Annotated in this window: 23 protein-coding genes, 1 tRNA gene and 1 pseudogene; 13 read left to right on the top strand and 12 right to left on the bottom strand. The window is 74.3% G+C overall.

Translation table 11 applies throughout. The features are described 5' to 3' along the window. Window positions 1-145 precede the first annotated feature (145 nt). The 4 genes and pseudogenes from nirD to NQU55_RS14255 all read right to left on the bottom strand — a co-directional run. A pseudogene (nirD, locus tag NQU55_RS14265) lies at window positions 146-484 on the bottom strand (nitrite reductase small subunit NirD); the annotation flags it as partial. Continuing rightward, window positions 481-3087 carry a nitrite reductase large subunit NirB gene (gene nirB, locus NQU55_RS14260; RefSeq protein WP_168095849.1) on the bottom strand — a complete coding sequence of 869 codons (2607 nt, stop codon included), beginning with the start codon at window positions 3085-3087 and terminating at the stop codon, window positions 481-483. The gene nirB and the pseudogene nirD, both read right to left, overlap by 4 nt. Continuing rightward, the gene (locus NQU55_RS37110) at window positions 3087-4460 is read right to left on the bottom strand and encodes an NAD(P)/FAD-dependent oxidoreductase (RefSeq protein WP_372504718.1); all 1374 of its coding nucleotides are present in this window, start codon (window positions 4458-4460) and stop codon (window positions 3087-3089) included. The genes nirB and NQU55_RS37110 overlap by 1 nt, the downstream gene beginning before the upstream one ends. Beyond that, the gene (locus NQU55_RS14255) at window positions 4457-6631 is read right to left on the bottom strand and encodes a molybdopterin oxidoreductase family protein (RefSeq protein WP_168096265.1); all 2175 of its coding nucleotides are present in this window, start codon (window positions 6629-6631) and stop codon (window positions 4457-4459) included. Before NQU55_RS14255 ends, NQU55_RS37110 begins: the two co-directional genes overlap by 4 nt. Window positions 6632-6823: 192 nt before the next feature. Between NQU55_RS14255 and NQU55_RS14250 the strand changes: the two genes are divergently transcribed. The 12 genes from NQU55_RS14250 (at window position 6824) to NQU55_RS14195 (ending at window position 19331) form a co-directional block, all read left to right on the top strand. Then, entirely contained in the window at window positions 6824-7966 is a 1143-nt protein-coding gene (locus NQU55_RS14250; protein WP_256790627.1) for a uroporphyrinogen-III synthase, read from the top strand. Between the two features lie 418 nt (window positions 7967-8384). Continuing rightward, the gene (locus NQU55_RS14245; protein ID WP_168096302.1) at window positions 8385-9335 is read left to right on the top strand and encodes an AraC family transcriptional regulator; all 951 of its coding nucleotides are present in this window, start codon (window positions 8385-8387) and stop codon (window positions 9333-9335) included. Window positions 9336-9688: 353 nt separating this feature from the next. Next, window positions 9689-10771: a PLP-dependent cysteine synthase family protein gene (locus NQU55_RS14240; protein ID WP_206330099.1), complete on the top strand. Its 1083-nt coding sequence runs from the start codon at window positions 9689-9691 to the stop codon at window positions 10769-10771. A gap of 117 nt (window positions 10772-10888) precedes the next feature. Continuing rightward, complete coding sequence (locus NQU55_RS14235) at window positions 10889-12217, top strand: ATP-grasp domain-containing protein (RefSeq protein WP_256790626.1); 1329 nt, start codon at window positions 10889-10891, stop codon at window positions 12215-12217. Beyond that, window positions 12214-12897 (top strand): NADPH-dependent FMN reductase, encoded by a 684-nt coding sequence (locus NQU55_RS14230; protein ID WP_168095928.1) that lies wholly within the window; start codon window positions 12214-12216, stop codon window positions 12895-12897. The genes NQU55_RS14235 and NQU55_RS14230 overlap by 4 nt, the downstream gene beginning before the upstream one ends. Beyond that, window positions 12894-13598 (top strand): serine O-acetyltransferase EpsC, encoded by a 705-nt coding sequence (gene epsC / locus NQU55_RS14225; protein ID WP_168095929.1) that lies wholly within the window; start codon window positions 12894-12896, stop codon window positions 13596-13598. Before NQU55_RS14230 ends, epsC begins: the two co-directional genes overlap by 4 nt. Then, window positions 13595-14359 carry a class I SAM-dependent methyltransferase gene (locus NQU55_RS14220; protein ID WP_168095930.1) on the top strand — a complete coding sequence of 255 codons (765 nt, stop codon included), beginning with the start codon at window positions 13595-13597 and terminating at the stop codon, window positions 14357-14359. Before epsC ends, NQU55_RS14220 begins: the two co-directional genes overlap by 4 nt. 67 nt (window positions 14360-14426) lie before the next feature. After that, window positions 14427-15707, top strand: coding sequence for an MFS transporter (locus tag NQU55_RS14215; protein WP_168095931.1), 1281 nt, complete (start codon window positions 14427-14429; stop codon window positions 15705-15707). Window positions 15708-15775: 68 nt separating this feature from the next. After that, complete coding sequence (locus tag NQU55_RS14210) at window positions 15776-16591, top strand: VOC family protein (protein ID WP_168095932.1); 816 nt, start codon at window positions 15776-15778, stop codon at window positions 16589-16591. Between the two features lie 130 nt (window positions 16592-16721). Beyond that, window positions 16722-17591: an AraC family transcriptional regulator gene (locus NQU55_RS14205; RefSeq protein ID WP_168092948.1), complete on the top strand. Its 870-nt coding sequence runs from the start codon at window positions 16722-16724 to the stop codon at window positions 17589-17591. Window positions 17592-17741: 150 nt separating this feature from the next. After that, complete coding sequence (locus NQU55_RS14200; protein ID WP_168092949.1) at window positions 17742-18635, top strand: NmrA family NAD(P)-binding protein; 894 nt, start codon at window positions 17742-17744, stop codon at window positions 18633-18635. A gap of 72 nt (window positions 18636-18707) precedes the next feature. Beyond that, the gene (locus NQU55_RS14195) at window positions 18708-19331 is read left to right on the top strand and encodes a LysE family translocator (RefSeq protein ID WP_168092950.1); all 624 of its coding nucleotides are present in this window, start codon (window positions 18708-18710) and stop codon (window positions 19329-19331) included. A 55-nt stretch (window positions 19332-19386) separates the two neighbouring features. Here NQU55_RS14195 and NQU55_RS14190 read toward each other — a convergent pair whose 3' ends face one another. The 5 genes from NQU55_RS14190 to NQU55_RS14170 form a co-directional block, all read right to left on the bottom strand. Next, window positions 19387-20463 carry a transaldolase family protein gene (locus NQU55_RS14190; RefSeq protein WP_168092951.1) on the bottom strand — a complete coding sequence of 359 codons (1077 nt, stop codon included), beginning with the start codon at window positions 20461-20463 and terminating at the stop codon, window positions 19387-19389. A gap of 411 nt (window positions 20464-20874) precedes the next feature. Further along, window positions 20875-20964: transfer RNA gene (locus tag NQU55_RS14185), tRNA-Ser, on the bottom strand. A 90-nt stretch (window positions 20965-21054) separates the two neighbouring features. Next, a complete protein-coding gene (gene tadA, locus NQU55_RS14180; protein WP_168092952.1) occupies window positions 21055-21573 on the bottom strand; it encodes a tRNA adenosine(34) deaminase TadA in 519 nt (172 codons plus the stop codon). A gap of 34 nt (window positions 21574-21607) precedes the next feature. Next, on the bottom strand, window positions 21608-22135 hold the full coding sequence (locus NQU55_RS14175; RefSeq protein ID WP_256790625.1) for a tRNA adenosine deaminase-associated protein: 528 nt from the start codon (window positions 22133-22135) through the stop codon (window positions 21608-21610). Between the two features lie 174 nt (window positions 22136-22309). Continuing rightward, entirely contained in the window at window positions 22310-22546 is a 237-nt protein-coding gene (locus tag NQU55_RS14170) for a hypothetical protein (RefSeq protein WP_168092954.1), read from the bottom strand. 189 nt (window positions 22547-22735) lie between these two features. Here NQU55_RS14170 and upp point away from each other — a divergent pair, with 189 nt between their 5' ends. After that, window positions 22736-23371, top strand: a complete 636-nt coding sequence (upp, locus tag NQU55_RS14165; protein WP_058045443.1) for a uracil phosphoribosyltransferase — start codon at window positions 22736-22738, stop codon at window positions 23369-23371. Between the two features lie 112 nt (window positions 23372-23483). On the opposite strand, the gene NQU55_RS14160 is transcribed toward upp, so the two are convergent. From NQU55_RS14160 to NQU55_RS14150, 3 genes are all read right to left on the bottom strand, one after another. After that, the gene (locus NQU55_RS14160; RefSeq protein ID WP_168092955.1) at window positions 23484-24203 is read right to left on the bottom strand and encodes a LytR C-terminal domain-containing protein; all 720 of its coding nucleotides are present in this window, start codon (window positions 24201-24203) and stop codon (window positions 23484-23486) included. A gap of 153 nt (window positions 24204-24356) precedes the next feature. After that, on the bottom strand, window positions 24357-24653 hold the full coding sequence (locus NQU55_RS14155; protein WP_030368795.1) for a type II toxin-antitoxin system VapB family antitoxin: 297 nt from the start codon (window positions 24651-24653) through the stop codon (window positions 24357-24359). Window positions 24654-24819: 166 nt separating this feature from the next. Next, window positions 24820-25431 (bottom strand): helix-turn-helix domain-containing protein, encoded by a 612-nt coding sequence (locus NQU55_RS14150; protein WP_168092956.1) that lies wholly within the window; start codon window positions 25429-25431, stop codon window positions 24820-24822. Between the last annotated feature and the right edge of the window lie 18 nt (window positions 25432-25449).

Genomic DNA, 25449 nt, shown 5'->3' with positions numbered 1-25449 from the left:
CCGTCCCCGGCGCGTGCGCTTGCGGCGCCGTCCCCACCGGCCCCGCCGGCCTCACCGTCCCTGCCGGCCCTGCCGTCCCTGTCGTCCCTGCCGTCCCCGCCGGCCCCGCCGGCCCCGCGGGGGTCACCGCCCACACGCCCTCGCCCCGCCGCGCCGGCCACACCCGTACCGTCGCCTCGCTGCCGTCCGGCGCGAGCGGCTCGTCCAGGCAGGTGCCCGTCCGCAGGTCGAAGGCCTGCTTGTACATGGGTGAGGCCACCACGGGCACGCCGTCCCGGCTGCCGAGGATGCCGCGCGAGAGGACGTAGGCGCCGCTGAAGGGGTCGCGGTTGCCGACGGCGTACACCTCCCCGGCCCGGTCGCGGAAGACCGCCACCTGCTGGTCGCCGAGCAGGACGGCGACGCCGCGCCCGGGTACGAGCGCCTCCCAGTCGCACACGGGCTGCCAGCCCGTTCCGTCGTGGATCTCCACGGTCGTCGTCATCGTGCACGCACCTCCAGGCGGGCACCGGCGATCACCGGCGTCGTACGGGCCTGCTCGCGCTCGGGCGCGCGCTCGTGCTCACGCGCGTGCTCGTGCGGCAGGGCGGGACGGATCTGGCCCCGTTCGGGGACGAAGCGGACGGTCGGGTCGGGGGTGCCGGGGGCGTTGGCGAAGGAGACGAAGCGGCGCAGCCGTTCGGGGTCGGCGAGGGTGGCGGCCCACTCGTCCTCGTACGTCTCGATGTGGCGGCCCATGAGCTCGTCCAGGTCGGCGCAGATGCCGAGGGCGTCGTCCATGACGACGGCGCGCAGGTGACCGAGGCCGCCTTCGAGGCGTTCGAGCCAGGGGGCGGTGCGCTCCAGCCGGTCGGCGGTGCGGATGTAGAACATCAGGAAGCGGTCGATCGTGCGGATCAGGGTGGGGCGGTCGAGGCCGGAGGCCAGCAGGTCGGCGTGGCGCGGGGTCGCGCCGCCGTTGCCGCCGACGTAGAGGTTCCAGCCGTCGGAGGTGGCGATGACGCCGAAGTCCTTGCTCTGCGCCTCGGCGCACTCGCGGGCGCAGCCGGAGACCGCGGACTTCAGCTTGTGCGGGGCGCGCAGCCCGCGGTAGCGCAGCTCCAGTTCGATGGCGAGGCCGACGGAGTCCTGCACGCCGTAGCGGCACCAGGTCTCCCCCACGCAGGACTTCACGGTGCGCAGGGCCTTGCCGTAGGCGTGCCCGGATTCGAAGCCGGCGTCGACGAGGCGCCGCCAGATCCCGGGGAGCTGGTCGACGCTCGCGCCGAAGAGGTCGATCCGCTGCCCGCCGGTGATCTTCGTGTAGAGGCCGAAGTCGCGGGCGATCTCGCCGATGACGATGAGGCCCTCGGGGGTGATCTCGCCGCCGGGGACGCGCGGGACGACGGAGTAGGAGCCGTTGCGCTGCAGGTTGGCCAGGAAGTGGTCGTTGGTGTCCTGGAGGGCGGCCTGTTCGCCGTCGAGGATGTGCCCGTTGCCGAGGCCGGCGAGGATCGAGCCGACGACGGGCTTGCAGACGTCGCAGCCCTCGCCGGACCGCCGCGGGTCGGTGCCGTGTTCGTCGACGAGCCGGGAGAAGCTGTCGATGCCCTTGACGCGGATGATCTCGTAGAGCTCGGCGCGGGTGCGGTCGAAGTGCTCGCACAGGCCGCGGGCGACCTCGGCGCCGGTCGCGGCGAGCTCGTCGTTGACGATGGTGCCGAGCATCTTGACGCAACTGCCGCAGCCCGTACCGGCCCTGGTGCACTTCTTGACATCGGGCACGCTCGTGCAGCCCGTGTCCCGCACCGCTGCCCTGACCGCGCCCTTGGTGACGTGGTGGCAGGAGCACACGACCGCCTCGTCGGGCAGGGCGACCGGCCCGGTGGGCGCCCCGGCGGAGGCGGGCAGGACGAGCTGCTCGGGCGGGGCGGGCAGCGGGGTGCCGCTGGCGGCGAGGGGGCGCAGCAGGCCGTACGCCTCCGCGTCACCGACCAGGACGCCGCCGAGGAGCGCGCCGTCGGCGCCGATCACCAGCTTCTTGTACACGCCGTCGCGGCTGCTGGAGTACAGCACGTCGAGGGCGCCCGGGGTGGTGCCGTGCGCGTCGCCGAAGCTCGCGACCTCGACGCCGAGGAGCTTGAGCTTGGTGGAGGTGTCGGCGCCGGTGAAGGTGCCCTCGCCGCCGGAGAGGTGGCGCGCGGCCGTCTCGGCCATGGCGTAGCCGGGCGCGACGAGCCCGTACACGCGGCCGTCGGAGGCGAGCGCGCACTCGCCGATGGCGAGGACGGCGGGGTCGGCGGTGCGGCAGTGCTCGTCGACGACGATGCCGCCGCGCTCGCCTACGGGCAGGCCGCAGGCGCGGGCCAGTTCGTCGCGCGGGCGCACCCCGGCGGAGAAGATCACCAGGTCGGTGGCGAGCGCGGTGCCGTCGGAGAGGGTGAGGCCGCGGGTCCGGCCGTCGTCGTCCGTGTCGACCCGCTGGGCGCCGGCGCCGGTGTGCACGGCGACGCCGAGCTCCTCGATCTTCCGGCGCAGGACGGCGCCGCCGCCGTCGTCCACCTGGAGGGCCATCAGCCGGGGCGCGAACTCGACGACGTGCGTCTCCAGCCCCATGGCCCGCAGCGCGCCCGCGGCCTCCAGGCCGAGGAGCCCGCCGCCGATGACCGCGCCGGTCCGGGCCGTGCGGGCGCCCTCCCGGATGGCCTCCAGGTCCTCGATGGTGCGGTAGACGTGACAGCCCGGGGCGTCGTGGCCGGGGACGGGCGGGACGAAGGGGTACGAGCCGGTGGCCAGCACCAGGGCGTCGTAGGGGAAGGTGCGGCCGGAGGCGGTGGCGACGGTCCGCGCGGCCCGGTCGACGGCGGCGGCCGGGTCGCCGAGGCGCAGGTCGATGCCGTGCTCCGCCACGAACCCCGGGCTGCACAGGGAGAGCTCCTCGGCGGAGGTGCCGGAGAACCAGGAGGTCAGGTGGACGCGGTCGTACGCGGGCCGGGGCTCCTCGGCCAGGACGGTCACCTGCCACTGCGGGGTGCACTCGGTCAGGGCTTCCAGGAAGCGCTGGCCGACCATGCCGTGGCCGATCAGGACCAGGTGTTTCACCGTCATCAGGAGGCTCCTCGGGCCGTGGGCAGGGGCGGGTGCGGGTGCGGTGGCGTGGACAGCTGCGGGGCGGGTGGTGCCATGAGCAGGTGGAGGGGGTCGCCGGGCAGGGGCTCGTCCCGCTCGTAGGCGCGGACCAGGGCGGCGGCCGCCGCCGGGTCGCCGAGGACGATGCCGCCGACGATCCGGTCGCCGCGCAGCAGGAGCTTCTTGTACGAGCCGCGGGTCGCGTCGGCGAGCCGCAGGACGTCGACCCCGGGGGTCCCGGGCCCGGGCGCCTCGGGTCCGGTCTCGCCGAACGCCGCGTACGCCAGGGGCCCGGCCGTCAGCCGGGTGTACGGGCGCGAGCCCGGGTACAGGGCGTCCGGTGCGGCGCCGGAGAGCCGGGCGGCCAGCACGTCGGCCTGGTCCCAGGCGGCGCCTGCCGTGCCGTGGGCGGTGCCGCGGTGCTCGGCGCAGTCGCCGATCGCGTACGCGTCCGGGGCGCAGGAGAGCCGGTCGTCGACGACGACTCCGGTGCGGACGGGGAGCCCGGCGGCGCGGGCGAGCGCGGTGCGGGGCACGACGCCGCAGGCGGCGACGACGAGGCCGGCGTCCAGCAGGCGGCCGTCGGAGAGCCGGACGGCGGCGACGGGGCGCGGGGCGCGGGCAGTGCGGGCGGTGCGGGCGGTGGGAGACGGACGGCCTGTACGCCCCGCGGCGCCCGCCCGGACCGCCTGCGCCACGGGCTCCGGGGCGTTCGTCAGCACCTCCTCCGCCACGCTGTCCGTGAGGACTTCGACGCCCAGCTCCGTCAGGCCCCGGCGCAGGATCCCGCCCGCCGGGCCGTCCAGGTCGCGTTCGACGAGGTGGCCGGCCCGGTGGACGAGCGTCACCGGCAGACCGCGGGCGGCCAGGGCGCGGGCCGCGCTCACCCCGAGCACGCCGCCGCCGATCACCACCGCCCGGCGGGCGTGCGCCGCCGCGCCGGTCAGGCCGCGGCAGTCGGCGGCGGTGCGCAGCACGTGCACCCCGGGGCGCGGGCGGCCGCCGGCGCCGCGCAGTCCTTCGACGGGCGGCAGGACCGGCTCGGCGCCGGTGGCCAGCACGAGCTCGTCGTAGGCGACGTGCGCGCCGTCCGCCAGCCGCAGGGTGTGCGCGACGGTGTCGAGCGCCGTGACCGCGCGGCCCGTCAGCAGCCGCGCGTCGCCGGACGGCAGCGTGAGGTCGTCCGCGGCGTAGCGGCCCGTGAGGGCGTCGGCGAGCAGCGCCCGGTTGTACGGGGCGCAGGGCTCGGCTCCGTACAGCGTCACCTCCGCGTCCCCGCCCAGCGCCTGAAAGCGGTCGGCGAACCGGGCGGCGGCCATGCCCGCGCCCACGACGGCGATGCGGCGCGTCACCGTTCCGCCTCCGTAGCGGCGGAGGAGGCATCTGCGGAGGAGGCCCGTTCGACGCGCACCGCGCACACCTTGAACTCGGGCATGCGCGAGACGGGGTCGAGGGCCGGGTTCGTCAGCGAGTTGGCGCGTCCCGCGCCGCCCCAGTGGAAGGGCATGAAGACGGTGTCGGGCCGGACGGTGTCGGTGACGCGGGCCGGGGCGACCGCCCGCCCGCGCCTGCTGCTGACGGCCAGCAGCTCGCCCTCCTCGACCCCGAGCCGGCGGGCGAGGGCGGGGTGGAGCTCCACGAAGGGGCCGGGCGCGGCCTTGTTGAGCTCGTCGACGCGCCGGGTCTGGGCGCCGCTCTGGTACTGGGAGACGACGCGGCCCGTCGTCAGGAACAGCGGGTAGTCCCCGTCGGGCTCCTCCGCGGCGGGCCGGTGCGACACGGCGGCGAACCGCGCCCGCCCGTCGGGGGTGGCGAAGCGGTCCAGGAAGAGGCGGGGCGTGCCGGGGTGGTCCTCGCCGGGGCACGGCCAGAAGACGCCGTCCTCGTCGCGGATGCGGTCGTAGCTGATGCCCGCGTAGTCGGCCTGCCCGCCCGCCGAGGCGCGCCGCAGCTCCTCGAAGACCTCCTCGGGGTCCTCGGGGAACCCCTCGGGCACGCCGAGCCGTGCGGCGAGCCCGTGCAGGACGGCGAGGTCGCCGCGGACGCCCTCCGGGGCGTCGACGGCCTTGCGGCGCAGGATCACCCGGCCCTCCAGGTTGGTCGTCGTGCCGGTCTCCTCCGCCCACTGGGTGGCGGGCAGGACCACGTCGGCGAGCCGAGCCGTCTCGGAGAGGACCACGTCGCTCACGGCGAGGAAGTCCAGGGCGCGGATCCGCTCGGTCACGTGGGCGGCGCGGGGCGCCGAGACCACGGGGTTCGAGCCCATGAGCAGCAGTGCGCGGACGCCGCCGTCGCGGCCGAGGCCGTCGAGGAGCTCGTACGCGCTGCGCCCCGGCCCGGGCAGGGCGGCGGGGTCGACGCCCCACACCGCGGCCACGTGGGCGCGGGCCGCGGGGTCGGTGATCGAGCGGTAGCCGGGCAGCTGGTCCGCCTTCTGGCCGTGTTCCCGGCCGCCCTGGCCGTTGCCCTGGCCGGTGAGGCAGCCGTAGCCGGACCCGGGGCGCCCCGCCTTGCCGGCCGCCAGGCACAGGTTGATCCAGGCGCTGACCGTGTCCGTGCCCTTGCTCTGCTGCTCGGGGCCGCGCGCGGTCAGCACCATGCCCCGCCCGGCCCCGCCGAACAGGGCGGCCGCCGCGGACAGTTGCGCCACCGGCACGCCCGTCAGCCGCTCCACGCGCTCCGGCCAGTGCGCCATGGCGGCGGCGCGGGCCTGCGCGAAGCCCGTCGTGCGGCGGGCGATGAAGTCCTCGTCCAGGTGGCCGTCGGCTATCAGCAGGTGCAGCAGCCCGAGCGCGAGCGCGAGATCCGTGCCGGGGAGCGGCTGCAGGTGCAGGTCGGCCTGCTCGGCGGTGCGCGTGCGGCGCGGGTCGACGACGATCAGCCGGCCGCCGTTCTCGCGCAGCTCGCGGAAGTAGCGCAGCGCGGGCGGCATCGTCTCGGCCGGGTTCGCGCCGACCAGGATCACGCAGTCCGTACGGGCGATGTCCGCCAGGGGGAACGGCAGGCCGCGGTCGATGCCGAACGCCCGCCGGTGCGCGGCCGCCGCGGACGACATGCAGAAGCGGCCGTTGTAGTCGATGTTCGCGGTGCGCAGGGCGACCCGGGCGAACTTGCCCAGCAGGTACGCCTTCTCGTTCGTCAGCCCGCCGCCGCCGAAGACGCCGACGGCGTCCCGCCCGTACTGCCGCCGGGCCGCCGTCAGGCCGGCGGCCACCCGGTCGAGGGCCTCGTCCCAGGAGGCCGGGCGCAGCGGGCCATCGCGGCCGCCCCGCGTGTCACGGACGCCCCGCGTGTCACGGACCAGCGGCCCGGTCAGCCGGGCGCCGGGGCGCAGCACGGCCGCGGCCGCCCGGCCCTTGCCGCACAGGGCGCCGAGGTTGACGGGGAAGCCGGGCCGCTCCAGGACCTCGACCGGCTCCGGGCCGCCGGCCGGGAGCGGGCGCAGCCGCATGCCGCACTGCAGGGCGCAGTAGGGGCAGTGGCTGTCGGTGGCCCTGGCGGGATCGGTGCCGGTCGTCGTCATGGCACCGAGGATCACGCCGCGGCGTTACGCGGCCGCGTCGGCCGTGTTGCCCGTGCGGTACATGCCGTTCACACGGCCGGGCAGGCGGCGTCGGGCGGACGACATGCGCCGTAACCTGCCGGACGTCTTCCCTTACCCCTGCGTGACGGGCCCGCAACGACCCCGAAACCCCGTCGCCCGAACATGCGCAGCATGGGAACCGGCACCTCTCCCCCCACGCTCCCCGCCCCCGGCCCGCTCCTCGGCTACGTCGTCGGCGTCACCGCCGACCGGCGGCGCGACGAACTCACGGCCCTGCTCCGGCGCAGGGGCGCCCGCGTCGTCGAAGCGCCCACGATGCGGATCGTCCCGCTCGACGACGACGTCGCCCTGCGCCGCGCCACCGAACGCTGCCTCACCGGCCCCCTCGACTACGTCGTCGCCACCACCGGCGTCGGCTGGCGCGGCTGGATGAGCGCCGCCGAGGGCTGGGGGCACGGCGCCGGGCTCGCCGGGGCCTGCCGGGACGCGGAAGTCCTCAGCCGCGGCCCCAAGGCGACCGGCGCCGTCCGCGCCAGCGGCCTGGCCGAGGCCTACTCGCCCGGCTCCGAAGCGTGCGACGAACTGCTGGCCTGGCTCCTCGCCCGCGACCTCACCGGCCGCCGCATCGCCGTCCAGGAACACGGCGCGCCCCTCCCGGGCTTCGCGGACACCCTGCGCGAGCGCGGGGCCGAGGTCATCGAAGTGCCCGTCTACCGCTGGAGGCAGCCCGAGGACCCGGGTGCCGTCCGGCGCCTCGTCGAGCAGACCGTACGCCGCGAGGTCCACGCCCTCACCTTCACCAGCGCCCCGGCCATCGACTTCTTCCTGGACTGCGCGCGCGGGGCCGGCCTGTCCGCGCAGGTCCTCGACGCCCTCCGGGGACCCGTCCTGCCCGTGTGCGTCGGCTCCGTCTGCGCCCGCCCGCTGGAAGCCGCGGGCGTCCCCTCCGTCCGGCCCGAACGCGGCCGCCTCGGCGCCCTCGTCCGCACCCTCACCCAGATCCTCCCCGCCCGCGACCGCCGCACCCTCCGCAACGGCCCCCGCCCCCTCGTCCTCCAGGGCAACGCCCTCATAGCCGACGGCCAGGCCCTCTGGCTCCCCCCGCTCCCCGCCGCGATCCTCCGCGCCCTCGCCGAACGCCCCGGCTGGGTCCTCAGCCGGGGCGAACTCCTGCGCCGCGTCTGGAACGACGACCAGACGGACGAACACGCGGTCGAGGCGGCGGTGGGCCGCCTGCGCAGTGCACTGGGGGCCCACGCGGGCCTGATCAGGACGGTGCCGAAGAGGGGGTACCGGTTGGCGGTGGAGAGCTGAGGCCTCAACTCCGCTTGAGGGGTGGCGACTCGAACGGGTGAACAACTTCCCGGACCGGACCCGGAGCCGGGCCCACTGGGGCAGCATGCCGATATGAACGCTGGCCGGAACGGCCCTCCTCTGGTCAGGTGCCCGCACTGCCGCAACGCGATGTGGTGGGACGTGACGTACCCGTACAAGCCCACGTGGTACTGCTCCGCATGCAATTACCCGCCCGACCGGCAGCGAAGCGCCCACGCCGCACCACCCCGGTGCCCGGAAGGATGTGCAAGTGCCGTGATCCAGACCGGTGACGACGGGAGCAGGACGTTCGTCTGCCACCGCAAATAGGGAGGCACCTCCAGGCCGCTTTCCCGGAGCCCGGGAGTCCGGCAGCCGCCCGCACAGGGTGCTCCGCACGCCGCATATCGTGCCCTCCATGGACCCTTTCGATGATCTGTTGCGGGGCGTGCGCGCCAACGGTGCGGTCTTCGGGGGATCGGTGCTGTCGCCGCCGTGGGCGCTGCGCTTCACCGACGGCGCCTTCCTGACCTTGTGCGCACCGCTGCGCGGCGAGGGCTGGCTCGTCCCGGCGGAGGGCGGGCCGCGGCGGCTGGCCGCGGGTGAGACGGCGATCGTGCGGGGCCCGGAGCCGTTCGTCTTCACGGACGACCCGTCCTCGGCGGAGGGCGCCGCCGGGCCGGTGCGGGAGGTGTCCTGCGGCAGCCCGGACGCGGCCGGCGGGCGCTCGGACCCGGTCGGCGAGGGCGTGGACGGGCGGACGGTGCTCATGGCGGGCGCCTACCGCGTTCCGGGGGAGGTTCCGCGCCGGCTGCTGCAGGTGCTGCCGCCCGTGCTCGTCGTCCCGGACGGCCACCACGACTGCGCGCCGATGCGCAGGTATCTGGAGGCGCAGCTGGCCGCGCACCTGCCCGGGCGGCAGATCGTGGTGGACCGGCTGCTGGACTGGCTGCTGGTGTGCACGCTGCGGGACTGGTTCGACCGGCCCGAGGCGGCGTCCCCCGCCTGGTACCGGGCGCTGGGGGACGAGGTCGTGGGCCCCGTGCTGCGCGCGATGCACGACGCGCCGCACCGGGCGTGGACGCTGGCCTCACTGGCGGCGGTGGCGGGCGTGTCGCGCTCCACGTTCGCCAAGCGCTTCCACGAGCTGCTCGGGGAGCCGCCGCTGGCGTACCTCACGGAATGGCGGATGACGCTGGCCGTGGATCTGCTCGGCGAGCCGGGGGCCACGCTGGCGTCGGTCGCCCGCCGGGTCGGCTATGCCGATCCGTTCGGATTCAGCACGGCGTTCAAACGGGTCCGGGGGGTGAGCCCGAGCGCTTACCGGGCGGGACAGAAAGCGGCTGATCAGCCGGTTTTCGCGAGCTGAATCATTCGGGTTCTTACCCGCCGCCCAAACATAGGAATATGCCGAAGGTGGCTGGAAATTACGCCCGGAGGGGGCCCGGGCGGTCGCGGACGCGGGCCGTCCAACTCGCTTGCGCAAAGCGGAACTTGAGCGTCCGATTCGCCGCACCACCTGCCGCCACCCGCAGCAACCGCGAAAAGCAACCAGCCATCTTTTCCCTGCAAATGTGGCAGCAATCACAATCCTCGTGGCGTAAGTCGCCATCCCGCCTAGGGTGATCGCGCTGCCCGATGCAGTGCTTATGGATGAGCAGTGCTCATGAAGGAACTGCACTGCGGATTGCTTTGCTTGTTAACCGCTCAGGGAGGCTGACGGTGGATAAGGCCGGCGACATCGACAACCCCGTACCCCCCTCACCCCCTTCCCTGCTGCTCTCCTCCCGCCCCGAGCCGCTCGAAGCGCCCTACCCGGCCGGCAGCCTGGACGGGGCCACGGTGGACCACGCGGCCCTGGAGGACCGGCACCCGGTCTACGCGAAGTTCGGGCAGGAGCTCGGGAACACGCCCCTGATCGAACTGCCGGGCCCGGACGGCGGCGCGACCGTGCTCGCCAAGTGCGAGTGGGAGAACCCGGCCGGTTCCATCAAGGACCGCGTCGCCTACGCCCTGCTCGGCAGCGCCCTGCAGCAGCACGGCGACCGCCCGCTCGACGAGCTCCGCGTCCTGGAGTACTCCGGCGGAAACCTCGCGAACGCCCTCTCCCACCTCTGCGCCGAGCTGGGCATCCGCTCCCGCTTCGTCCTGTCCTCGGCGAGCCCCCGCAGCCTCCTCGACACCCTCGCCGGGCGCGGCGCGCGCGTCGACCTCGTCGACAAGGAGCGCGGCTTCCTCGACGTCGTGCGCGAGGCCCTGCGCATCGCCGCCGACGAACCCGAGTGGACCCTGCTCTACCAGCACCGCAACCCGGCCAACGTCCTGCTGCAGGAGCGCACCACCGGTGCGGAGCTCGCCGCGCAGCTCGGCGGCCGCGTCCCGGACGCCTGGGTGGCCTCCATCGGGACCGGCGGGACCCTCGTCGGCGTCCTGCGGGCGCTGCGCGCACGCTTCCCCGCCGTCCGGGCCGTCGGCGTCACCCCCGCCGAGCTGCCGTACGGAAGCGAGCAGCCGCCCAACGGGCAGCGCAAGTACGCCGGTTCCGGCGGCATGGGCCACGGCATCCGGCAGCCGTTCGTGACGCTCCACGACGACGAGGTCGAACACCGCACGGTGTCCTACCCGCGCGCCTTCGCCGCCATGGGGGAGTTCCACGACCTCACGGGCCTGCGCATCGGCAGCTCGGCCGCCGCCAACTGGCTCGCCGCGAAAGAGACGGCCGCCGCGCTGCCGCCCTCGGCGACGGTCGTCACCGTGCTTCCCGACGCCGGGACGCCCGAGGAGTGGGAGCAGCTCGGACGATGACCCGCCACGCCGAAAGCACTGCAGCCACTACAACCATGGCAACCACCGCAGCCACCACAGCCACCGCAGCCACCGCAGCCACCGCAGTGACGACAACGACCCCCGAGGGGCGCTGAGATGGCTCACCTGGTCCTCGTCGAGACGACTCCGACGGCCGGTTTCAAGGTCGTGAGCGAGGCCGTCGCGCTCGGCCACGAAGTGACCTTCGTGGCCCACTCCCTCGACCCCTACCTAGCAGCGGAGGGCGGCGAGGAGGCGCTGAAGACCCCGACCCGGCTGCTCACCGGAGTCCCCACCACGGACCCGGCCGGCCTGCTCGACGTCGTCGGCTCCCTCCACCGCAAGCACCCCGTGCACGGCGTGCTCGCCCTCAGTGAGGGCCACCTGCCCGCCACGGCGGAGGTGGCCGAGGCGCTCGGCCTGCCCTTCGAGAGCACCGCGGTGATGCGGCGCCTGCGCGACAAGCACGCCGTGCGCGAGCTCCTGGGCGCCGCGGGCGTCGCGCAGCCGGCCTTCCGGCGGGCCCTGACGGTCGCGGAGGCCGTGGCCGCGGCCGGGGAGCTCGGCTACCCGGTCGTGGTCAAGCCCGCCGACGGCTTCGGCTCGCTCCACGTCGGCGTCGCGAACGACGCCGTCGAGGTCGCCGCACTGGCGGAGGCCGTCACCGGGACGCGCTCCTACGGGCGCGGGGTCGCCGGCAGCGGAGTGGTGCTGCTGGAAGCGTACGTCCCCGGGCCCGTCGTCAGCTGCGAGATGGTGACCGTCGACGGCGTCAGCACCCCGTACGGCTGCGTGGACCGCATGCTGGCCCCCGCGCCCCACCCGGTCGAGCTGGGCGGCTGCTTCCCCGCCGAGCTGGCCGACGACGTGCGCGAGGCCGTCGTGCGCGTGTGCGCCGACGCGCTCGCCGCCGTCGGCATCCGCCGCGCGCACACCCACACCGAGGTCGTCCTCGGGCCGGACGGGCCGCAGATCATCGAGATCAACGGCCGCCTCATCGGCGGCTACGTCCCCACGATGATCAACTACGTCCTGGAGCGGAACATCTACCACGACGTCGTCGAACTCGCCCTCGGCGGCAGCCCGTCGCCCTCGCCCGTGCACGGCGTGGGCTGCATCCGGGCGATCACCGCACCCGTGTCCGGCGTGCTCACCGGCATCGACGCGGACGCGGCGCGGCAGGCCCCCGGCACGGCCGAGGTCATGCTGCACGCCAGGCCCGGGCAGGAGGTGCGCCCCGCCCGGAACAACTTCGACCGGCTCGGCTTCCTCATCACCACGGCGGCGACGGCCGCCGAGGCGCGCAAGGCGGCGGAAGAGGCGCACGACCTCGTACGGGTGACGGTGGACGGCGACGGTCACGGTGCTGGTGCCGGCGAGGGCGACGGCGACGGGGACGGGGACGGTCATGGCGACGGCCGTCATCCGGCCGGGGACGCGTCGTGACCGCCCGCCCGCGCGTGCTGTGCGTCGCCGGCAGCCCAAGCGCCGCCTCCCACACCCGCGCCCTCGTCGGGCACATCGGCGGCCTCCTGGAACAGCGCGGCTTCGACGGCGGGGTCGCCGACCTCGCCGTGCTCGACCTCCCGCGCAGCCACCCCGACCACTACTGGAGCGAGGCTCCCCACCCCGTCGTCCAGGCACGCGAGTTCATCGAGGCCGTTCTCGCCAGTGACGCGCTGGTCCTCGGGACGCCCGTCTACCACTCCGGGTACTCCGGACTGCTGAAGAGCGCCGTGGACCTCCTGCCGTCCGACGCCCTCGCGGGCAAGGCGGTCGGCCTGGTCTCCCACGCCGGCGGGCCGCGCGGCTCGGCCACCGCCTGCGAACAGCTGCGCCAGGTCGTGAAGGCGCTCGGCGGCTGGGCGGTGCCGATGCAGGTCAGCACGGTCTCCGCGGACTTCACGCCCGCGGCCGGAGGGCGGCGCGGGCTGGACGTGACGGGCCCGGTGCACGCGCGCTGCGTGGAACTCGCCGACCAGCTGGCGGCGTTCACGCGGGCGATGCGAGGTGCGGCGGGCACCGCCCAGGTCTCCACGGAGGGCACCGCCCAGATCGCCATGGAGGGCACCTCGGAGGACATCCCGGAAGTCACCCCGCAGGACACCCCGGAGGTGGCGGCATGACCCCGCCCCTGCCCCCGCGCCCGTCCCTCCTGCCCCGCTGTCTGCGCCTCCTGCGCGAGGACCTGAAGGTCGTCGCCGACCGCGACCCCGCCGTGCGCAGCCGCGGCGAGGCGCTCCTCGCCCCCTTCCTGCCGGCCCTGTGGCTGCACCGTCCGGCGAGCGGGCTGCACGCGCGGGGCCACCGGGTCACGGCCCGCGTGCTGTCGCTCGTCGGCCGCTTCCTGTCCGGCGGGGTCGACATCCACCCGGGTGCACGCGTGGGGCGGCGGCTGTTCATCGACCACGGCGCGGCCGTAATCATCGGCGAGGACGCCGTGATCGGCGACGACGTCACCCTCTACCACCAGGTCACGATCGGCGCGATCGGCTGGTGGCGGGACCGCCACCGGCTGCCGGGCGAGCGGCGCCACCCCACCCTCGGCGACCGCGTCGTGGTGGGGGCGGGCGCCTCCGTCCTCGGCCCCGTGCGCATCGGCGACGACAGCCTCGTCGGCGCGCACGCACTGGTGATGGCCGACGTCCCGGCCGGGAGCCGGGTGTGGGCGCCGAAGAGCGAGGTCCACCCGAGGGGCAAACCCTCCGCGGTACGGGCGGCGGGCGGCACGGAAGCGGCGGCGGACGGGACGACGAACGGCTCGGCGAACGTGACGACGAACGTGACAGCGAAGGCCACGGCGAAGAGGAAGCGAGGCGGTCTGTGAGTACAGGCACGGGCACGGAGACGGGCACGGGTACGGGAGCGGGTACGAGCGCGGGTACGAGCGCGGGCGTAGCCACGGATACGGGTGCCGATACCCGTACCGGCCCCGGCCCCGGCACCGGCCCCGGCACCGGGGAGCACACCGGCTACCGCGAGCTGCTCCGCGAGGCGTTCGTCCGGCGCTACGAGGACGGCGCGGACTCCTGGAGCGAGGAGCCGGCCATGCGGGAGCTCGTGCCGCTGCTCGGCACGGAACTCGCACCGGGCAGCTCCGTCATCGACATCGGGGCGGGCCGCGGCCGGGACATGGAGCTCCTGCTCGCCCAGGGCCACCGGGTCACCGCGGTCGACCTCGTACGGCTGCCCGACTGGGAGGACATCGCCCGCCGGTACGGCGCCGCGGCCGCCTTCGAGGTCGGCAACTTCGCCGACCTGGCGGTCGACCGCGTCTTCGACGCCGCCGTCGACAACGGCGTGCTGCACCACCAGGCCCCGGAGGACTACGCGCCCTACCTGGCCAACGTGCGGCAGCGGCTGCGCCCCGGCGGGCTGCTGGCCGTCAGCCTCTTCACCACGGCGGAGGAGCTCGCCGAGGGCGTCCTGAACCGCGCCGAGGACGGCCGTCTGTCGCGGTGGTTCAACGAGCGGGAGGCGACGGAGCTGCTGGCCGGGGCGGGCTTCACGGTGACCGCCGTGCGGACGGTGCGCAGAGAGCTGCCGGGCCTCGCCTACCTGCTGGTCCTTGCCCGCCGCGACGCGTGATCCGGACGCGTCGTCCGTAGTCCGTACGCCTCACCCGACGCGTCACCCGTACGAAGGCCTGGTTCCGATGACCGCTCCGTCCCGAGGGGGCCCCGCCGAGGCGGCCCCCGCACCGGCGTCCGCGAAGCCGGGCAGCCGCATGTTCGCCTCGCTCGCCGTCCGCAACTACCGCTACTTCTTCTTCGGCCAGTTCATCTCGAACTCCGGCACGTGGATGCAGTTCGTCGCCCAGGACTGGCTGGTCTTCCACCTCACCGGCAGCACGTTCGCGGTGGGCGTCACCACGGCCCTGCAGTTCCTGCCGGTGCTGCTGCTCGGCCTGTTCGGCGGCGTGGTGGCCGACCGGTACCCGAAGCGGCGGATCCTGCTCACCACGCAGGGCGCGATGGGCCTGTTCGCCGCGGCCCTCGCCGTGCTGACGCTGACCGACGTCGTCGTGGTCGCCCACGTCTACGTCTTCGCGTTCCTGCTCGGCCTCATGAACGTCTTCGCCAACCCCGCGATCCAGACGTTCGTCCCCGAGATGGTGGGCCCCGAGCGCGTCGCGAACGCGGTCAGCCTGGGCGCGGTGAACTTCCAGAGCGCCCGGCTGCTCGGCCCCGCCGCCGCCGGACCGCTGATCGTCGTGATCGGCAGCGGCTGGGCGTTCGCGCTGAACGCGCTGTCCTACGTCGCGGTGATCGCCTCGCTGCTGGCCGTACGGGCCTCCGAGCTGCGGCCGGCGACACCGCAGCGGCGCGAGAAGGGCCAGATCAGGGCGGGTCTGCGGCACGTGCGGGAGCACCCCGAGCTCATCCGCCCCATCGTCCTGGTCGGCTTCGTCTGCACCTTCGGTTTCAACTTCCCCACCCTGCTCTCGGGCTTCGCGTACAACGTCTTCGACGGCGGCGCGAAGGAGTTCGGCTTCCTCACGACGGCGGTCGGCCTGGGCGCGCTGGCCGGGGCCCTGATGTCGGCGCGGCGGCGCAGCAGCCGCACGGTGGTGCTGGTCGGTACCGCGGCCGCCTTCGGCGCCCTGGAGGCCGTGACGGCGCTCGCGCCGTCCGTCTGGCTCTTCGGCGCGCTGATGGTGCTGGTGGGCCTACTGAGCGTGACGTTCTCCACGACGGCCAACTCCCTGGTCCAGCTCCACACCGATCCCGCGATGCGCGGCCGCGTCATGGGCCTGTACATGCTCGTGTACACGGGCGGAACGCCCATCGGCGGCCCGGTGGTGGGCTGGGCGGTCCAGCACTACGGGGCGAGGGCCGGAATCCTGGCGTGCGGGCTCGTCGCGGTGGCCGCTGCGGCGATCGTCGGGCTGATCGCGCTGCGCGCTCCCCGTGCGGGGGCGGTCGCGGGTGGCTAGCGTGGCATGGGGGGAACGCTCGGGGACGGTGGGGATCGCTCGCTGATCGCCGGGAAGGAGCCGGGACCATGGCCGCGCAAGCAGAGGGCATGCCGTGCTGGGCCGACGCGATGTTCACGGACATCGAGGAGGCCAAGGAGTTCTACGGTGACGTCCTGGGATGGACGTTCGGCGAGAGCGCGACGGAGTTCGGCAACTACACCGAGGCGTACTCCGACGGGAAGGCCGTGGCCGCCGTCGTACCCCCCATGCCGGGCCAGGAGGGCAAGTCCGCCTGGTGCCTGTACTTCGCCTCGCCCGACGCCGCCGCCACCGCGGACAGGATCCGCGCGGCCGGCGGCGAACTGCTGATGGAACCGATGACGGTCGGCGACTTCGGCACCATGGTCCTCGCCCGCGACCCCGCCGGCGTCACCTTCGGCGTCTGGCAGGCCGGCACCCACGAGGGCTTCCAGAAGCGCGGCGAGCCCGGCGCGTACTGCTGGGCCGAGGTCTTCACCCGCGAACCCGGCAAGGCCGACGCCTTCTTCCCCGCCGTCTTCCCCTACGGACTGCAGCACATGGAGGGCGAGGCGGACGCCGGCGACGAGCAGATCGACTTCAAGCTCTTCAGCCTCGGTGGCGAGACGGTGCTCGGCCGCATGGCGATGGGCGAGGAGTTCCCGCCGGAGATCCCTCCCTACATCCAGATCTTCTTCGCGGTCGGCGACTGCGACGCGGCGGTCGCCAAGGCCAGGGACCGCGGCGGCGCACTCCACTTCGGCCCGATGGACAGCCCCTTCGGCCGCTTCGCGGCCCTGACCGACTCCCAGGGCGCGTCCTTCGCCGTCATCGACCTGAACACGACGAAGGGCGCGATGCCGGGACTGACGGACGAGAAGTGACGCGCGAGGCCCGCACGCACTGACCGGGCCGGGCCGGACCGGACCGGACCGGACCGGACCGGGCACAGGATGTCGGGTCCGGCAGGGTGTCTCCTTCCTAACGTGAGGGACGTAAAGGAAGGAGACCGAGGTGCTGGAGCAGCTGAACCAGGCCCTGGAACACATCGAGTCGCATCTCGATCAGCGCATCGAGGTGACCGAGCTGGCACGGATCGCGGTGACGTCGGAGTACCACTTCCGCCGGATGTTCTCCGCCCTGGCGGGGATCCCGCTGTCGGAGTACGTCCGGCGCAGGCGGCTCACGGTCGCGGGCGCCGAGGTGCTCGCGGGGGAGCGGACGCTGCTGGAGATCGCGGTGCGCTACGGCTACGGCTCGGGGGAGGCGTTCGCGCGTGCCTTCCGGGCCGTGCACGGTGTGGGCCCGGGCGAGGCCCGGCGGGCCGGTGCGGCCCTGCACTCCCAGCCCCGGATGTCCTTCCGCCTCGTCGTCGAAGGGAACAGCAGCATGCGATACCGGGTCGTGGAGAAGGAAGAGTTCCGCGTGGTCGGCAAGAAGGTCCGGGCCCCACTGGTCCACGAGGGGGTGAACCCGGTGATCGCCGACTTCATCCGGGGCATCGACAAGGAGACGATACGGCGCATCGCCGCCCTGTCCGACCAGCAGCCCGAGGGCATCGTGGGAGTGAGCGACGACCTCGACCCGAGCCGGGCGGAGGGGACCGAACTCGACTACTACCACGGTGTGGTGAGCGGATCCGACGCCGTCCCCGAGGACATGGACGCCCTCACCGTCCAGGCCGGCACCTGGGCCGTCTTCGAGAGCTCCGGGCCGTTCCCGCAGGCGCTCCAGCACCTGTGGCGGGACGTCTTCACCCAGTGGTTCCCGTCCAACCCCTACCGCAGCCGCCGCGGCCCCGAGATCCTCCGCACCCGCCTGTCCGAGGATGCGGCGCGGGCGGACGCGGAGCTGTGGATCCCGGTGGAGCGGACCGAGGCCTGAGCCAGGGCATGACCAGCGGCGTGCGGTGGCCCGGGCCACCGCACGCCCCTCGTCCTCGTCCTCCCCCTCGTCCTCCTGCTCGTACGCCCGGACATGCGCCCCGGACTGTCGCCCATGGTGGGTACGGCGGCCGCCGGATTGGCTGTAGCCATGACGAACACCGCTTCCGAGAACACGACTTCCCACCACGACTCCCCCCGCTCCGACCACGACATCCTCGTCCTCGGCGCCACCGGCAAGACCGGCCGCCGGGTCGTCCGCGTCCTCCGCGCCGCGGGGGTCCCCGTCCGGGCCGCGTCCCGATCCGGCGAGGTCCGCTTCGACTGGACCGAGCCCGGCACGTGGGCCGCCGCCCTCGAAGGGGCCTCGGCCGTCTACCTCATCGCCCCGGACGAGGGGTACGACGCCGTGCCCGTCTTCGTCCGGCAGGCCGTCGGGGCGGGCGTGCGCCGGTTCGTGGTCCTCTCCGGGCGCGGCATCGAGCACGTGGGGCCGGACTTCGGGCAGGGCATGGCCGTCGCCGAGGAGGCGGTCCGCGGCTCCGGCGCCGAGTGGGCGATCGTCCGGGCGAGCAACTTCAGCCAGAACTTCAGCGAGGACCTGTGGTGGCAGCCGGTCCGCGAGGGGCGGCTCGGGCTGCCGATCGGGGACGTGCCCGAGCCGTTCGTCGACGCGGACGACATCGCCGAGGTGGCGGCGGCGCTGCTCACGCGCAGCGCCGCCGAGCACGCCGACGAGGTCTACGAGGTCTCCGGGCCGCGTGGGCTGACCTTCGGCGAGGCCGTCGCGGTGATCGCCCGCGCCACGGGGCGGGCGATCGCCTACGAGGAGCTGACGCCGGAGCAGTACCGCGCCGAACTGATCGCGGCGGGGCTGCCCGAGGCGGCCGCGACGGCCTTCAACGCGCTCTTCGCCCTGCACCGCGCGGGTCACACGGCCGTGCCCGCCGACGGGGTGCGGCGCGTCCTGGGCCGCGAGGCCGCCGACTTCGGTGCGTACGCCACGAAAATCGCCGCCACGGGGGCGTGGGCCCGGGTTGAATGACCGTGATCACCGGCGGTGGGCGGGACCACGGTCCGGCCGGCCGCCGGCACCCCACACTCCCGGAGGAGTCGCATGGTCAGCACGCAGGCGCTGGTGGGCATAGCCGCCGTGGAACTCGGCATGGTCCTCACCCCCGGCCCCAACATGATCTACCTCGTGTCCCGTTCGATCACGCAGGGGCGGCGGGCCGGGCTCGTCTCCCTGCTGGGCGTCGCGGTGGGCTTCTTCGTCTACCTGCTGGCCGCCGTCGCCGGCCTCGCCACGCTCTTCAGCCTCGTGCCCGCCGTCTACACGGCCCTCAAGCTGGCCGGCGCCGGCTACCTGGCCTACCTCGCGTGGAAGACCCTCAGGCCCGGCGGCGTCTCCGCGTTCGACCCGAAGCCGCTGCCGCCGGACCCGGCGCGCAAGCTGTTCATGATGGGCCTGGTCACCAACCTCCTCAACCCGAAGATCGCCATCCTCTTCATCTCCGTGCTGCCGCAGTTCATCGACCCCGACCGGGGCTCCGTGGCCGGGCAGAGCCTCGTCCTCGGCCTCACCCTGATCGCCGTCGCCGTCACCGGCAACGGCCTGATCGCCATGAGCGCCGGCGCCATATCGGGCTTCCTGCGCCGCCGGCCGCGGTGGCTGCGGATGCAGCGCTACGTGATGGGCACGGTCCTGGCGGGCATCTCGGTACGGGTCGCGACGACCTGACCGTCTCCCCCGCCGCGCCGTCTCCCCCGCCGCGCCGTCTCCTCCACCGCGCCGGCTACTCCGGCGGGCTCGCGCTGACGGCGCCGAGCAGCTCCCGCCAGCGCAGGGACCGCAGCCGCGCGGCGCGCTCGGCGAGCTCGCGCGTGGTGTGCGCGTAGCCGGCGCCAAGGATCTCCAGGGAGTCCAGGACCCGGGCGGAGGCGCGGCCCCGGCCGGTGACGGCGTCGACGCGCGGGTTGCCGCGCTCGGCGACGGCCTCCAGGGTCGCCGGGGTCATGGTGGCGACGGTGTCCCGGACGACGAGCTCGTCCACGTAGCGGGTGTCGGGGATCCCCGGGGTCCGTACGGCGGTGTCCGTCCAGCGCATCCGGTGCGGGCGGGCGCCGTGGGAGGCGAGCTCGCGCCAGGCGGGCCCGGTCAGCAGCTGCTCGTGGCGGTGGAGGACGAGCCGCGCCGAGGCGAGCGCGGCCTCCCCGCGCATCACGTGCGCCGCCTCGGACGAGGAGCGGCACAGCTGCTCGTCGAAGGCGGCGTCCACGGGCGCGAGCGGCACCGAGACGACGGCCCGCAGCCGGGAGAGGTCGCGGCCCGCGCGGCGGGCGCGGCGCAGGCCGTCCAGCCAGGCGGCGGCCGCCAGGTCGTAGTGCCCGGGCGAGAGCACGGGGCCGACGTCCACGCCGGCGCCCTCGGCCAGGCAGTCGGCGGCCGCGGCCAGCCCCTCGGGGCCGGCGGGCAGGGCGACCAGGGCGTTGGGGCGGTCCACGGCCCGCCACAGGCGCAGCGCCGTGGCCGTGTCCGCGGCGGGGCCGACCTCCACCGCGACGTGCCCGTCGCGGCCGCCGGTGCGCTCGTGGACGGGCAGCAGCACGTCGCAGGCGCGCCGGGCCTCGGCGGCGAGCAGCGCCTCGGCGGCCGGCCCGGCCTCGCGCGGGGGGCGGCCCGGCCAGGGGGCGCGGGTGCGCCGGCGCAGGGAGCGGGTGAGGGGCTCGGGCCCCAGGGCCAGCCCGGTGATCAGCCCGTCGTCGACGAGCCGGGCCAGCCGGCGCGGGTTGGGCTCGTGCCACCCGGCACCGTCCAGCCAGCGCGAGACGCCCTCGTCCGCCAGCAGGCTGATGACGCCCGCGCCGCACACCTTGTCACTCCTTGCCCCGCCGGCTTCCCGGCAGCATTCGTACGAAACCGTGCCGCTCGATGCACGCCGCGGAATCCTCGGCGGAAACGCCTTACCAGTCAAGGAAGCTGATGGTGCGTCGCGCGCCGTCGTGGCGCAGGTCATCCGGACCGCCCCCGCCGGCCCGTCCGGGGTTACCGTCGGCTGCCCGCCGAGGACACCGCGCCCGCCCTCGGGCGGGCCGGCGACCGCGCCCGGCGCCGCGAGTTCCCGGAGCCCGGAGAGAATGTCACTTTCGCCGGAACGGACCGGCGGACCGGCGGACCGGCGGCTCTCCGAGGAACCGGCCGGGCCGGGCCCCGGCCCACCGGAACCGCCCCGGAAAAGCAGAACACCCCTCCGTCCGTGTTTCCACGGGCGAAGGGGTGTCGCTGGCGGTAGCGGTGGGATTTGAACCCACGGTGGAGTTGCCCCCACACACGCTTTCGAGGCGTGCTCCTTAGGCCGCTCGGACACGCTACCGAGAGAGAGCTTAGCGGACGGTGGGCCGTGCTCTGAAATCGGTCCGGGGGCGGAGGGGTGTGACGCTGCTCATCATGGGCGCCGGGGCGCTCAGCGGCCGCGGAAGAAGTCGGTCAGGAGCCCCGCGCACTCCCCGGCGAGGACGCCCTGGATCACCTCGGGGCGGTGGTTGAGCCGGCGGTCGCGCAGGACGTCCCACAGGGAGCCGGCCGCGCCGGCCTTCTCGTCGACGGCGCCGTAGACGACGCGGTCGACGCGGGAGAGGACGATCGCACCCGCACACATCGTGCACGGCTCCAGCGTCACCACGAGCGTGCACCCGGCCAGGCGCCACTCGCCCACGGCCCGCGCCGCCTCGCGCAGGGCGAGGACCTCGGCGTGGCCGGTGGGGTCGCCCGTGGCCTCGCGCTCGTTGCGGCCGCGGCCGATGACGGAGCCGTCCGGCCCCAGCACGACGGCGCCGACCGGCACGTCGCCGGTGGCGGGGGCCCGTACGGCCTCGTCGAGGGCGGCCCGCATGGGGCCGGTCCACGGTGCGCGTACAGGGTCGTGCTCCTCCCCCGCCGGAGCGGCGCGGGAGGGACCGGGATCGCGGACGGCTTCGTTCATGGCACCAGTGTGAGCGAACCTGCCCGGGCGGGCGTCAGCGCACGGCTTCCAGGACCTCCGTGCAGCCGAGGAGGTCGGCGATCTCGCTGAGCGCGTCCCCGTCGAGAGCCAGCAGCTCCTTCCCGCTCACGCCGAGGTCGGAGAGGAGCTCGTAGTCGCCGAGGGGGCCGTGCGGCCGCGGTTCGGCGGCGTCCGTCCCTTCGGTCTCGTCCTCCACGGGGTCGGGCTCGCCGTCCTCCGTGCCGTCCAGGTCGAGGTCGTCGAGCTCGTCGGCGTCGGTGTCGTCGCGGCCGATCAGCTCGTCGACGAGCATCGCGCCGTACGAGCTGCGGCCCGCGACGACGGCGTTCGAGACGAAGACGCGCGGGTCGTCCTCACCGTCGACGCGGACGACGCCGAACCAGGCGCCCTCCTGCTCGATGAGGGCGAGGACCGTGTCGTCCCCGGAGGAGGTCTCCCGGGCCAGGTCGGCGAGGTCGGCCAGGGTTTCCACGTTGTCGAGTTCTGTGTCGCTCGCTTCCCATCCGTCGTCGGTGCGCGCGAGCAGTGCGGCGAAGTACACCGTGACTCTCCCACTGGTCATAGGCGGTGCCGGGCCGGACGGGGACCACCCCGCCCACTCGGAATCGTGGCAGAAACCTCGCCGTTGCGAGAGGTCTTCCGCGCTGCGTCGTGCAGCAGTCCGAAGAGATGTGCCTCACGTGGCGCTGCGGGCACCGCCGTCCGGGCGGCCGCGTCACCAGCGGAAGGTCCTCATCCGCATCTGCTGGCGCATCCGGGCGGCCCGCGCCCGGCGCGGCTGGACGCGGTCGCGGAGCTCCTTGGCCTCGTTGAGCTCGCGCAGGAACTGGGCGCGTCTGCGGCGGCGGTCCGCCTCCTCCTCGGCCCCGGGGCCGGATCCGGCGCCGGAGCGGGGTTCGGGCGCCGGTGCGCCACGCGTCGTGTCGGGCTTCTCGGGGGCGTCTTCAGCCATGGCAGGACCACCTCGTGCCGAGTGCTTCGCCGGCCACGCCCGGAGCGACAGACCGGGCGTACGTGCCCACTTTCCCCCTAAGTGGTGGTTTGATGCCAGTGCGGCGACAGACCGCCGCGGACCTGCGGCGGAGGGTCGAACGCCGCACGGCGGCGGCTCGGGGCCGAAAGCTCGGTTAATGTCGATGTCATGCGGATCCACGTCGTCGACCACCCCCTGGTGGCGCACAAGCTCACCACCCTGCGCGACAAGCGCACCGATTCCCCCACCTTCCGGCGTCTCGCCGACGAGCTGGTCACCCTGCTCGCCTACGAGGCCACGCGCGACGTGCGCACCGAGCAGGTGGACATCGAGTCCCCGGTGACGGCGACCACCGGCGTCAAGCTCTCCCACCCGCGCCCGCTCGTGGTGCCGATCCTGCGCGCCGGCCTCGGCATGCTCGACGGCATGGTCCGGCTGCTGCCGACCGCCGAGGTGGGCTTCCTGGGCATGATCCGCAATGAGGAGACCCTCAAGGCGGAGACCTACGCCACGCGCATGCCCGACGACCTCTCGGGCCGCCAGGTCTACGTCCTGGACCCGATGCTGGCGACCGGCGGCACGCTGGTCGCGGCGATCAACGAGCTGATCGAGCGCGGCGCCGACGACGTCACCGCCATCTGCCTGCTGGCCGCCCCGGAGGGCGTCGAGGTCATGGAGCGCGAGCTCGCGGGCGCCCCGGTCACCGTGGTCACCGCCTCGGTCGACGAGCGCCTCAACGAGAACGGCTACATCGTCCCGGGCCTGGGCGACGCGGGCGACCGCATGTACGGCACGGCGGGCTAGCCGCCGGCTCCGACGCGCGCGCGGGCCGTCACCGCGCATTCCGCCGGTCTTCCACACCGTGGAAGACCGGCGGTGTCATGTCATGCCGGGCCGCCGCGAGCCTGGTTCTCCCTCAGCACTTCGAGGGCTTCGGCACCGGGGACGGCGCCTTGGAGGGTGAGGGCGGCGCCGAGGAGGGCGCGTCCGAGGGAGGCGCCTCGCCCGGTTCGACGCCCATGTCGGTCAGGGCCCGGTCGGCGTCCTGCCGCCCCGTGAGCTCCTTGTACTCGTTGCCGATGACGAGGTCGACCTCCTCGTCGACCGCGCGCTGGTCGTTCTTGACCTCGGCCCCGGCCATCTGGGTGCCGACGACCCTCAGCGCCCCCTCGGCGGCCGTCGGGGCACCGATCAGCAGGCCCACCTGCTCGACCTTCTTGTCGTAGAGGGCGGGTGCGTTGCCCACCTTGCCGATCTTGAAGCCGCGGCTCCTGAGTTCATCCGCGGTGATCTTGGCGAGTCCGCCGCGCGGAGTCGCGTTGTAGACGTTGACGGTGATGTCGGAGGGCCGTGGCAGCGGTTTCGACTCCTCGCCCTCGTCCGCCGCCTTGCAGTCGCCGTCCTTAGCCCCCTTCGCACCCTTCGCGCCCGCGCCGTGGGCCTGGGTCTCGCTGGGGCCCCCGGTGAAGACGTCGACGAGCTGGAAGGTCCCCCATCCGGCCAGGGCGAACGCGGCGGTTGAGGTGACTGCGGCGAGCACGATCCTGCGGCGGTTTCTGGGGCGGCGCATGTGCGGGAATCGCTTGCCCGTAATGCGGTACTTCCTGCCCATGCCGGGAGGGGTGAGCATGCTCATGGGCGCAGCGTAGTGCGGGGCAGGGCCGCTGCCTACTAAATGATCAATGGGTTCGCACGGCCCAACCCGAAAGGCCGAACAACGGCCGGAAACAGCCTCCGGACGGCCCCGCCCCCCGCCGGTCCGGCCGGATGCGCGGGGCGACGGCTCCGGCTAGCCCAGTTCGAGCACGCGGGCGTGCAGCACCTGGCGCTGCTGGAGCGCTGCGCGCACGGCGCGGTGCAGGCCGTCCTCGAGGTAGAGGTCGCCGTGCCACTTGACGACGTGGGCGAAGAGGTCGCCGTAGAAGGTCGAGTCCTCGGCCAGCAGGGTTTCCAGGTCGAGCTGCTGCTTGGTGGTCACCAGCTGGTCGAGCCGCACCGGGCGCGGGGCGACGTCCGCCCACTGCCGGGTGCTCTCCCGGCCGTGGTCGGGGTACGGCCGCCCGTTTCCGATGCGCTTGAAGATCACACGGAAAGCCTACCGGGCGACAGGCTCCCGGCGCAGCCACGGCACGGGAGCGCGAAGGCGACAATCGGCCGCATACCAGGAGCAGCGGGGACCCCGCGGCACGCCTTCCGGGACATTGCCCACAGCCTGTGGACACGGCCGGAGCGCTCCGGCCGTCCACACGGGGTCAGCCGTGCGGCGGTACGAGCACCACGCCGGAATACTCGACTTCCGACTCCGTACGGTTCGCGTAGGAGTGGGGGTGATCGCCCGCCATGCGGAGACCGTACCCCTGCGGAAGGACCACTTCCTGTCCGCCGACGGTGACGGCGAGGGTGCCGCGCAGGACATGGAGGAGCTCCACGGTGCCGAGCACGTGGGCCTCGCTGTGGTGCTCCTCGCCGGGGGCGAGCCGCCAGTGCCACAGCTCGGCGCCCACGGGCGGGGCGGCCCCGGTGACGAGCAGACCCCTGCCGCCGCCCGGGCCGTTCCACAGGACGGGCTGGCCGTCGGGCGCCGTGGACTGCAGCAGCGGCGCCGCGGGCTGCTGCAGCAGCTCGGTCAGGGGGACGCCGAAGGCGTCGCAGAGGCGGACCAGGGTGGCGAGGTTGGGGTTGGAGCGGGCGTTCTCCAGGGCGACGAGCATGCCCTTGCTGACCCGGGCGCGGGCGGCGAGGGTGTCGAGGCTCCAGCCCCGGTCCTTGCGCAGGGCCCGCACACGGGCGGCGACGGCCTCCATGACGGACCTGTCGTCGCCGGGCTCGCCCGCGTCCGCCGTTGCTTCCGTGTTCCCGCTCATGCCGGTCATCTTCCCGCC

Origin of the sequence: Streptomyces telluris (genome assembly GCF_024519335.1) — a bacterium.
GTDB lineage: Bacteria > Actinomycetota > Actinomycetes > Streptomycetales > Streptomycetaceae > Streptomyces > Streptomyces telluris.
This window is presented reverse-complemented; position numbering and strand designations above follow the sequence as displayed.